Raw genomic sequence first — 10,496 nt, forward strand, 5'->3', positions numbered from 1 at the left:
ATAGAAGAAATAGAGATAAAAAGTGATGGTGATACTATACAATGTGTAGACACATTATTTAATGATAAGGGAAATGAATTACTTATTCATTATACAAAGACGAAAAATGAGAAGGTATCAGAAGAATATTTAAAAGTTACTATTAAATAAAGGGTGGTTTTTATGAGAGGAAAGCTTGCAATTGGATTGATTTGTATTTTGGGAGTTGGTTTAGGTGGATGCACGGAACAATCTAAGGAGGTTTCTTTAGGAGATCTTGAAGATAAATTAGAAGTTAATGTAGAATATATAAAAAATGATGAAGGATATGATTTAGCACCTAAATTTTACGTAGGAAAGGATATTTATGCACAAAAATTTAGTGATACAGATAAAAATGGGGAAGTGCTTCTTTTAGATGATGCTAATCCAAAGGTGTATGTAGATAAGAATCTTTATAAAATAAGTGGAAATAAGATTGAAAAAACAAAAGAAAAAAATATAGCACCAAAAACTATGGATAATAAAAAGGTAGGTGCAGATTATACTTTAGATAAAGATGGTAATATAGAAGAATTATTTTATTATAATCAGGAGAAGGGAGTTAATGAAACTTTAAAAAAGTTAAATATAGAGAGCAAGATGCCATTTATAACACCACATGAAATGGTGGGGACAAGTTCAATTGATGGTGAAGAATCAGTATTATTATCCCTTCATAATGGAGATACAAAAGATACAGTATTTAATTTAGAGGTTATAGATATTAAAACTAAAAAGTCTAAAAAGATAAATAAAGAATTTAATTCAATTATAAGGTGGGGATTTTTTAAAGATGAACATTATTATTTTATAGATGAAGAGTTAACACTTTATAAGGTTTTAAAAGATAGTATGAAGGTAATATTAGAAGAAAATCTTAGAAAAGGCTTTGGAGTAAGCATGGAGCCAAAAGGATTATATATTCAAGAGGTCTTTTTAAAAGAGAATGGAGAATTATTTATTAAGTTAGATAATAGCAAGGTAACTGAATTATATGGAGGGCCAGAGAAATCGGATGAAGAATGTATTTTAAAATATAATTTAAACACTAAAGAGTATATAAATATAGATAATAAAAAAGAGCTAGGTTTAAGAGTTCTTGCATACAGCAAAGAAAGTGAATATGTAGTAGTTAATAGGACAGATAAAGATAAAAAGGAAGAAAATTATATAGGAAAGATTGAAGGAGATAAATTAAATCTTTTAAAAAAGCTTGATTTAGGATTAGATAAAGAAGAATATCCTTTTATTATTCATGCAGTATTTAATGAAAAGGGCAATGAAGTTATTTTAGGTTATTTTAGAATTCTAAGTAAAACTACTATGGACAACGAGATGCACTATGCTACCATTAGTTTTTAAAAGGGAAATACTGAAAGGTGTCGAATTAATAACTGAAAAGAGAATTTTAAGATAAGGGGATTTTATGGAGAGGGTACTTATTATAGAAGATGAAAAATCTATTAGAGAGATTTTAAAGATAGCTTTTTTAAGAGAAGGATTTGAGGTAAGTGTAGCAGAGGATTTAAAAAAGGGACTTCAATTATTTGAAGAATTTAAGCCAGTAATAGTTATTTTAGATTTAATGTTACCTGATGGGTCAGGCTTTTCTATATGTGAAAAAATTAAGGATAGTGCTTATGTAATTATGGTGACAGCTTTATCCCAAATTGATATTAAGCTTAAAGGGATAGAGCTTGGAGCAGATGATTATATAACAAAGCCATTTCATATAAAAGAAGTAGTTTTAAGAGCAAAGGGAATATTAAGGCGAAAAAATAAAAGTATTTTTGAAGAGGGAATCTTTATTAATGAAGCTGAAAGAATAGCTAAGAAGGATGGCCGAGTTTTGAAGCTAAATAAAAAGGAATTTGAATTATTAAATCTTTTTTATAAAAATAAAAATATAGTTTTTAGTCGTGAAAAGCTTTTAGAGCTGATATGGGGATATGATTATGAAGGAGAAGATAGAACTGTTGATGTCCATATAAGAAGACTTAGAGGAAAGCTTGGTGAAATGAAGGAAGGTTCATCTATAGAAACTATATTTGGTGTTGGGTATGTAATGAGATGAATACATTAAGAGGAAAACTTGTGTTTATTATAGGAATAGGAGTAGTCCTAGTATCATTTTTATCTATTGTAACTATGAATGAGAGAGTGGAAGCTAATATTGAAGAAGATATTAAAAATGAGATGAATACTATAAGTAGTTATGTCAGTAAAGAGATAAATAATTTAATAAAGATAGATAAAGAAGATGATATTTATGAAGTTTTAAATGAAGGAAGTAAGCTATTTAATTGTTATATATATTTTGATGGGGTAGAGGATAACTATGCTGGAAAGTATATAGATAAGGATATTTTAGAAAAATATAAGGAAAGGCTAAAAAAAGATAACTCAAAGACAGTTCTTTCTATAGATAAAAAAGAAGATATCTTTGCAGGAACCTTATTGTATCCATTAAATAAAGAAACAAATGAAGGGTTTATAGTTCAAAAAAGCTATCGAGATAAATATATTTCTTATGAAAGATTAAAAAAGAGAGTTTTCTTTGTTCAAGGAAGTTTAGCCTTATTACTGATTTTAATAATTTATATTATTGTAAAAAAGAATACGAGAGAACTTGAAAGCTTAGCTAAAAATATAAGGAAATTTGGAAATGGTGAAAAGGTCTTAGAAAAGAAAACAAAAAGAAAAGATGAAATTGGTATTTTGATAAGTGAATTTAATGAAATGGAAAAGAATTTAGTTAAAATACAAAAGAAAGAACAAGACTTCTTTAAGTGTGGAACTCATGAATTAAAAACACCATTAACAGCTATAAAAGGATATTCTGAACTTTTACTTGATGAGTCCTTTGAAGATGAATTTATTATAGAAGCTATTGAAGGAATATATAATGAATCAGAAAAAATGAAAAGCTTAGTTGAGAAGTTTTTAATTTTAGAAAAGAATAGAGAAAAAGTGAATTTATATAAAGAAGAGGTAGATATTCCTTTAGAAATAGAAAACATTTTAAAAAGTATAGAAAAAACTATTTTAGAAAAAGGTTTAGATATAGAGTTAAATATAGAGGTTAAAGAGATAAAAATATTTAAAGAAGATTTTAGAATAGTTTTAAGTAATTTGATAGGAAATGCGGTTAATCATACAAAGGGGAAAAATATTAAAATAAGTGTAGATGGTAGTGTAATAGGAATATCTAATAAAATTGAAAATAAAGAGATATTTAAAAAAGATATATTTGAACCCTTCATAAAAGATGAGACTAATAAAGACATTATAAAAAGCTCTGGTCTTGGTCTATATGTTTGCAAGGAAGTTTGTACAAGAAACAAATGGAATTTAAATTATAGTATTGAAGAAGATGTAATAGCATTTAAATTAAAATTTTAAGTGGGAAATAAATATAATAGAGGAAAGAAAACTAAACTTATAGTAAGAATAGTTTTCTTTTTTTGTGCAAATATGAATATTCTGAAAAATAAATTAATAATCAAAAAAGGTGTTATATTTTTATGTTATAATTTTAAAAAACTTTAGGGTTTATACTAAGGAGGAAAATAGCAAATGAGTTTATTAGCTTATATAGGAATAAGTGTTGGTGTGTTGTCAGGTGTTTGGGCTTGGATGGCAGCTACATTTGGAATGGTATCTTGGACAGGATTTGTTGGATGGACCAGTTATTATTCATCAGGTGGAAAACTTAGAGGTCTTATAAGATCACTTTTTTCAAATGCAACAGGAATACTTTATGCAATGCTTATTATAAAGGGATCAAGTATATTTCCAAATGAGTATTGGTCATACTTTTTAACAGCATTTTTCTCATTTATGATGGTTATACAAGCAAAATATAAAAAGTTAGAATTTATATCAGGAGCCTTCTGTGGGTGTTTTTCAACATTTGGCTTAAATGGACATTGGCAGGCTGTTATACCAGCCTTAATTTGTGGTAATATATTAGGGTATGCATCAGAAATGATAGGAATATATTTTCATAAATTATTTGGAAAAAAAGAAGGTAGTAAAGATGAATAAAGATTTAGTAAAAGAAAAAGCATTAGAATTTTTAAAAGGTGAATTACATTTCAATGAAACAATAGTCAAGGATATGCCACTTAAAACATATGGACTTAAAACTGATGAAATTGCAGACTTTATAGTTGAATACTCAACAGGTGAAGAGATATGTCCACTGATATTAGTATCTTGTGTTGAAGAAGATGAGATAAGTGATGAAGCTATCGATAATCTTATGGATTTAAGTGATTTAACTATGGTTGAATATGCAGTTATAACAAACGGTGTAGATACTATAATGTTTGAGTATGATGGAAAAGAAAATGCATATTATGAGTTAGAAGAATATGTAACCAAAGAAATGATAATTGAAGATATTGAAGAAAACTAATAAAAAGCTACAAAGATTAAAAATCTTTGTAGCTTTTTTTAGAGTTTTATATCTTTTTGAACAAGACGTTTATTTACGTAAGTGCTAAATATTTTGTAGAAAGCACTTATTAGAGGAATACCGATTAATATTCCAAGAATTCCATAAACATAACTTCCAAGTATTATTGCAATCATAATCCAAAGTGATGATAAACCAACTGATGAACCAACAACTCTTGGGTATATAATGTTACTTTCAACTTGTTGAAGACATACTATTGCAATAACAAAAGTAATTGCTTTTACAGGACTTATCATAAGTAATAAAAGTACTGATGGAATAATTCCAATAAAAGCTCCTAATATAGGGATTACACCAGTAACTCCTAAAAGACAAGCAATTAATAAAGCATATGGTATTCTTAAAATTGTCATTAAAATAAATGATAAAACAGCAATTATAAATGCTTCAGTACATTGTCCTGTAATAAATGAGGCAAATGAGTTGTTAAGGATTTTAATAATTCCTACAAGCTTATCAGCTTCATTTTTTCTGAAGATTGCATAAAATACTTTTTTAATTTGTCTTATAAGCATCTCTTTACTAAATAACATATAGATAGCTAAAATAAGAGACATTACAAAATCAACTACCCCGCTAGTAAATGAAATAGTAAATGAAAGTATTGATGAAAGGCTTGATGTTATAAATGTAGCACCTACAGATAAGATATTCTTCCATGTACCTAAAATTTCTTGATAAATATGATTAAATAAAGTGGATTTATCAGAAATGTGAAACCATTTTTCAAAGGTCTGCTCAAGACTTACCAAATACTTAGGTGCAAGACCTGCAATTTGAACAAGGCTTTCTATAACTTTTGGGATTACTACAAGACAAACTGTAAGTATAATTCCAAAAATTATTACAATAGCTAGTAAAATTGAGATTCCTCTAACTGATGCTTTAATTTTAGGTGTTTTTCTTTTAACTAGAAATTTATAAATAATCTTATTTTCTAGAAATCTAACAACTAAATTTAAGATGAATGCAAGTGCAAATGCAACAAATATTGGTGTCATCATACTCATAAATGATCCTAGATATCTATGTATATCTTCAAGCTTGAATAATACATAAACAAGAAGAATAAGAACAATTCCAACTTGAAGCACATAGCTTTGTTTTAAATTTCTTATATTCAAATTTTTTCTCCCCTTTTGTGTTAATTTATAGTAATAACTTTCTCTACATAAGTAGAAATTATTCACACGTATATTTAGAATATATAAAAAAAGTTAACAATAACGAAAAAAACAAATAATAAACTGTTAAATATTTTGGAAATATAGACTTTTTTTAAATAAAAAATAAATACTATTACAATAATTGATAAATTTACCACTCTATCTAAGGAAAGACTAAAAATACAGAATATATAGTACTAAAAATTTATAAGATTAGATAAAATTAAGAGGGTTATTTTAGAAATAAGATTTTTATAAAAAATAAATAAATTGATATATGTGATAGAATAGAAAAAAATGAAGCTAGGAGATGATTCGTATGAATAAAGATATAAAAATGAGAGGTGTGGTAGGAGTTGCTTTAGTTATAATAATTTCATATGTACTTATATTAGGTGGAATTAGCATATGTAATAGAAGCTATGGTGATACACATAAGGGAATTTTTACTGATGAATTCGCCCATAATGTGATTCAAGAATAAAGAATTCAACTGGATTTTAGAATATTATTTGTAGAAAATATTAGGATGTAAATATCTATATAATGGCTATGATACAAAAAAGCTAGTAATTTGAATAGATTCAAATTACTAGCTTAAACTTTGGAGGCGCCACCCAGATTCGAACTGGGGATCAAGGTTTTGCAGACCGATGCCTTACCACTTGGCTATAGCGCCACTATATTTTAGATTATATAATAAGTTTTAAAAAATATCAATAGTAAATTTAAATAGAAAATATAGCTTGAATTTATAGTATAGATTTCAATTGAAAGAAAAAAGATTATAGATTAGAATATATAGGTAATTAAGGAGAAAATGAGGTGCAAAATAGAAAAATGAAAAAAATTATTGGAATTATTTTAATTTTAATTATAGCTTTTGTAGGGATTAAATTTATAGGAAAAGATAAAACACATAAAACTTCAGATAAATCTAAGACGTATTATAATGAAAAGCTAGATAAAACCCAAAAGGATGAACTTGATAACACAGTTAAGAATGTTAAAGTTACATATAATGATAAGTTTAAGGTTAAAGGTGTTCGAAAGGTTGACGGGATTAAAGGAACATATGTAAGAGATGTCGATGGCGATACTATAATGGTGAAGGTTAATAATACGGAAGAAAAGGTAAGATTCCTTATGATGGATACACCTGAAACTGTTAAAAAAGGAACTCCAGTTGAGCCATATGGACCACAAGCAAAAGAATTTGTAAAATCAAAGCTTTCAAAAGGTGAAGAAGTCATGCTTGTAACAGGTAGAGATGAAAAAGATAAATATGGTAGATTTTTAGCTTATGTATATTATAAAGAAGGTGGAAATTGGTATAATTTAAATGAAGAATTAGTGGCAAATGGATTAGCTAGAGTTGCATATGTTTATGATAAAAAAGATAAACTATTACCACAAATGTATAATGCACAAGATAGTGCAAAAGAACAAGAACTAAATATATGGAGCATTCCTAACTATGTAACAGATAAAGGATATAACCTAGACGCAGTTAGTTAAGGTAATAAGAGTAGTAAATAGAGATTTACTACTCTTATTTGTTTCAAAATTCATAAAATTTTACTATTTAAATTAAATTTTATAATAAAGTTTAAAAGCAAATATGTTTTAAAGCTTGATAAATATCATAAATAATGGGTGAATAACAAATACAATTTATGAATAAAGTAAAAAATCTTAAAAAGTATTTTAATTTATACAATATTATGAAATAATAGATACCGTTAACTAATTTACTAGTAAATTTCTAGTTATTAAAGTTAACAATTCAATATATTATTTGCTAAATTAACTTCACGAAAGGAAATTTATGAAGTTAAAAAGAAAAATATCAATTTTAGCAAGTTTGTTTTTTATTACAACAATTTTTTATAATTTTATACCAACTTATGCTACTGATATAAACACAAAGAGTCCATTTACAACAAGCATTAGTATAAATGGGAAAGAACTTAGTGATATTTCACAAGCGAATCCTATTGAGTTAGAAAATGGTAAGACTGTCAGTATAAAGATACATTATGTAAGGCAGAGCGAGGTAAAACCAGGGGATAAAATTACAATAACTGTCCCAGATATATTAAAAAATTTAGTGGCAGGTCAATGTGACTTGAGTAAATTTGAGAAACCAATAGTTGAAGGAAATACAATAACTTATACAGTTAAGGAGTCAGGGATTTATCTTGTAGGAGGATACATAGGAGCTCAAGCTACGCTGAATTGTAGTGATAAAGACCAAGATGTAAACATTCCAATTACAGTTAATGGGAAAACTACGATAGTTCATGCCTATGTTTGGAATCCAGGTAGTGGATCAGGTGATGGAAGCGGTACTGGTGGTGGAGCAGTTACACATATAAGTAAGACTGTTGATGGTAAAACTTCAGTGCAAGTTGAAAATTTAACATCTGAAAATAATAGTTTCAACTTTCAAGTTAAGCTAGATACACATGGATTACAAAAACCGAGTACTTTTTCTGATAAAATGACAGATGGATTTAATTATACAAAAAATTCATTGCAAGTATTAGAATTAATTAATGGACAAGAAGTAGATGTAACAAAGAGTTTAGAAAGTGAAACAACTACTACAGATACAAGTATTAAAATTTCTAATCTTCCAATTAATGAAAAGTATATTATAAACTATAAAGGAATTATTCCATTAGATTATGCAAAGGGAAAAGAAAATTGGATATCTAGAAATGAGGCAAACCTAGACAACTATAATGCTATGGCATATGTTACTTTCAACACAAAGGCTAATGAAATAACACCAGATACTCTTAAAGATATGGTGCAAAAAGCTATAGCCCCTGGGGAAGAAAATAACTATACAAAGGTTGGACAAGTAAAGACATATTATTTAAATTTAAACCAGCATCATGTACTTATAAAAAAAGGAAGTTATCTTGTAGATAAGATGCCAGAAGGCTTAAGTTTAGATAATACGTATTCAAATGCAGCAGCTTATAATCAAGCACAACAGTATGGAAACTATCAGTTTAATATTTTATCAATAAATAAAGATGGTACACAGAAATATATATCATATGATAAAAGCAATGAAGGAACTGTTATTTTAGATGGACAAACTAATGAATTAAGAGTTCAGTTTAATGAAGATACGACAGACTCAATTGTAGTTTATTATAAGGCTACGGTAGATAAGTTATTAAATAAAATAACAAATGTTGCAACATTACACTTTGATGGTTACACAGCTAGTGGACAAGATACCTTAAGTTTTTCATATGATTCAGGTGATATACAAGCACATAAAACCTCAAATACAAAAGCTATTTTTTCAAATGGAACACAAGAGGTACAAGAGGCTGATGGGAAAACTGAAATAGTTCATTTAAAGAATAATCAAAATGTAACTTATGATATAAATGTATCAGCAAATGGAGCATTTCCAGCTGGATATCTTAATTTAACAGATACATTAAATAAAAATATTAAATTAAACAAATTACCTAATGGAAATTATGATATAGTAACACCACCAGGATATAAGGTTACAGTTGATGGACAGACTATAAAAATTGTTAATTCAGAGAGTATAATATCGCAAGGAGATAAGGAATACTCAGCAGTAATAAAAATAAATTGTTCTTTAAAGGATGTCCCAGAAGGAACTACAGTACCAAATAGTTTATATGAAAATGGGGTTTTTTTGAATACAGTAAATGTTAAAAAAGGATATTCATTCAAGGCAATAAAAGCAGCTTTAAGCTCAGAAAATTCAACAACAAAGAATACTTTAAGCGGAGCTGAATATGGAGTTTATAATGAAGCTAATAATAGTTTAGTAGAAAAAGTAACTTCTGATAAAGAAGGTCTTATACAAGGTAACATCAATGAGGCTGGAAACTATTATTTAAAAGAAATCCAAGCACCGAGTGGATACTCACTAAGTGATAAGAAGACACCTTTTACAATAAGTAAAGATGACATAGGAACTACAGTAAATCTTGGATATATTTATGATAAAAAGGCTCCACTTGTGGGAAGTCTTCAAGTAACTAAAACAAGCGAAAATGGAACTCCACTTCAGGGAGCAGTATTTACAGTAAGCGGAGCAGGATTCAGTAAAGATATAACAACAGGAAAAGATGGAATTGCGACTTTAGCAAATATTCCATGGGGAACTTATACAATTAAGGAAACTAAAGCACCGGTTGGATATAACTTAAATCCAGATTCGCAGACTGTAAAAATTACAGCAGAAAACGCGGGAAAAGTTCAAGCTTTAACCTTTAAAGATTCTCAAACTATGGGAATAGTTAAAATTTCAAAGGTTGATGTAACTAATGAGAAGGAAGTTCCAGGAGCTAAAATAGAAATAACAGGAACTTCTTTAACAGGAGAAAAAATCACAAAGTCCTTTGTAAGTAAAGATACTGCAACAGAATTTACATTACCTGCTGGAACTTATACTTATACAGAAATAAGTCCACCAACAGGTTATGAAATAAATAAAACAGTTGGAACATTTACTATAAGTAAACAAGGTGAAGTGGTAAAAGCGGAAGTTAAAGACCAAAGAATTTTAGGAAGTCTTCAAATTACAAAGCTTGGAAAAGACAATGCAAAGCTTAAAAATGCAGAGTTTGAAGTAACAGGTCCAAATAAATTTAAGAAAGAGATTTGGACTGATGAAAATGGAGTTACAAGTCTTAAAGATTTAGCATGGGGAGATTACAAGATAAAAGAAATCGTACCACCGACAGGCTATACTTTGAGTAATGAAGTTCAAACTATAAATATAGGCGATAAAAATGCAAGTAAAATGCAAGAAGTTA

9 protein-coding genes and 1 tRNA gene are annotated in these 10,496 nt (G+C 27.8%); 8 read left to right on the forward strand and 2 right to left on the reverse strand.

What is annotated here, in order from left to right; translation table 11 throughout:
• Positions 1-162: 162 nt before the first annotated feature.
• The 5 genes from ACRC28_RS01440 to ACRC28_RS01460 all read left to right on the forward strand — a co-directional run bounded on the left by ACRC28_RS01440 (position 163) and on the right by ACRC28_RS01460 (position 4,441).
• A complete protein-coding gene (locus ACRC28_RS01440) occupies positions 163-1,383 on the forward strand; it encodes a hypothetical protein (RefSeq protein WP_438541676.1) in 1,221 nt (406 codons plus the stop codon).
• Between the two features lie 64 nt (positions 1,384-1,447).
• A complete protein-coding gene (locus tag ACRC28_RS01445; RefSeq protein ID WP_438541678.1) occupies positions 1,448-2,095 on the forward strand; it encodes a response regulator transcription factor in 648 nt (215 codons plus the stop codon).
• 20 nt (positions 2,096-2,115) lie between these two features.
• The gene (locus ACRC28_RS01450) at positions 2,116-3,423 is read left to right on the forward strand and encodes a sensor histidine kinase (RefSeq protein WP_438541679.1); all 1,308 of its coding nucleotides are present in this window, start codon (positions 2,116-2,118) and stop codon (positions 3,421-3,423) included.
• A gap of 174 nt (positions 3,424-3,597) precedes the next feature.
• Entirely contained in the window at positions 3,598-4,068 is a 471-nt protein-coding gene (locus ACRC28_RS01455; protein WP_438541680.1) for a DUF1097 domain-containing protein, read from the forward strand.
• Positions 4,061-4,441 carry a type I restriction enzyme HsdR N-terminal domain-containing protein gene (locus ACRC28_RS01460; RefSeq protein ID WP_438541681.1) on the forward strand — a complete coding sequence of 127 codons (381 nt, stop codon included), beginning with the start codon at positions 4,061-4,063 and terminating at the stop codon, positions 4,439-4,441. Before ACRC28_RS01455 ends, ACRC28_RS01460 begins: the two co-directional genes overlap by 8 nt.
• Before the next feature lie 38 nt (positions 4,442-4,479).
• Here ACRC28_RS01460 and ACRC28_RS01465 read toward each other — a convergent pair whose 3' ends face one another.
• Positions 4,480-5,628 (reverse strand): AI-2E family transporter, encoded by a 1,149-nt coding sequence (locus tag ACRC28_RS01465; RefSeq protein ID WP_438541682.1) that lies wholly within the window; start codon positions 5,626-5,628, stop codon positions 4,480-4,482.
• 361 nt (positions 5,629-5,989) lie between these two features.
• Here ACRC28_RS01465 and ACRC28_RS01470 point away from each other — a divergent pair, with 361 nt between their 5' ends.
• Positions 5,990-6,154 (forward strand): hypothetical protein, encoded by a 165-nt coding sequence (locus ACRC28_RS01470; RefSeq protein WP_438541683.1) that lies wholly within the window; start codon positions 5,990-5,992, stop codon positions 6,152-6,154.
• 121 nt (positions 6,155-6,275) lie between these two features.
• Here the strand turns inward: ACRC28_RS01470 and ACRC28_RS01475 are convergent.
• Positions 6,276-6,349: transfer RNA gene (locus tag ACRC28_RS01475), tRNA-Cys, on the reverse strand.
• A gap of 146 nt (positions 6,350-6,495) precedes the next feature.
• On the opposite strand from ACRC28_RS01475, the gene ACRC28_RS01480 reads away from it, so the two are divergent.
• The gene (locus ACRC28_RS01480) at positions 6,496-7,188 is read left to right on the forward strand and encodes a thermonuclease family protein (RefSeq protein ID WP_438541684.1); all 693 of its coding nucleotides are present in this window, start codon (positions 6,496-6,498) and stop codon (positions 7,186-7,188) included.
• Positions 7,189-7,498: 310 nt separating this feature from the next.
• A partial coding sequence (locus ACRC28_RS01485; protein ID WP_438541685.1) for an MSCRAMM family protein occupies positions 7,499-10,496 on the forward strand: 2,998 nt, incomplete at its 3' end.

The organism is Clostridium sp. (genome assembly GCF_051650885.1).
GTDB lineage: Bacteria > Bacillota > Clostridia > Clostridiales > Clostridiaceae > Clostridium.

Excerpts from the sequence above, each read along its gene's own strand:
- ACRC28_RS01470 (WP_438541683.1), top strand. The coding sequence starts at position 5,990 with ATGAATAAAGATATAAAAATGAGAGGTGTGGTAGGAGTTGCTTTAGTT.
- ACRC28_RS01455 (WP_438541680.1), top strand. The coding sequence starts at position 3,598 with ATGAGTTTATTAGCTTATATAGGAATAAGTGTTGGTGTGTTGTCAGGT.
- ACRC28_RS01445 (WP_438541678.1), top strand. The coding sequence starts at position 1,448 with ATGGAGAGGGTACTTATTATAGAAGATGAAAAATCTATTAGAGAGATT.
- ACRC28_RS01460 (WP_438541681.1), top strand. The coding sequence starts at position 4,061 with ATGAATAAAGATTTAGTAAAAGAAAAAGCATTAGAATTTTTAAAAGGT.
- ACRC28_RS01440 (WP_438541676.1), top strand. The coding sequence starts at position 163 with ATGAGAGGAAAGCTTGCAATTGGATTGATTTGTATTTTGGGAGTTGGT.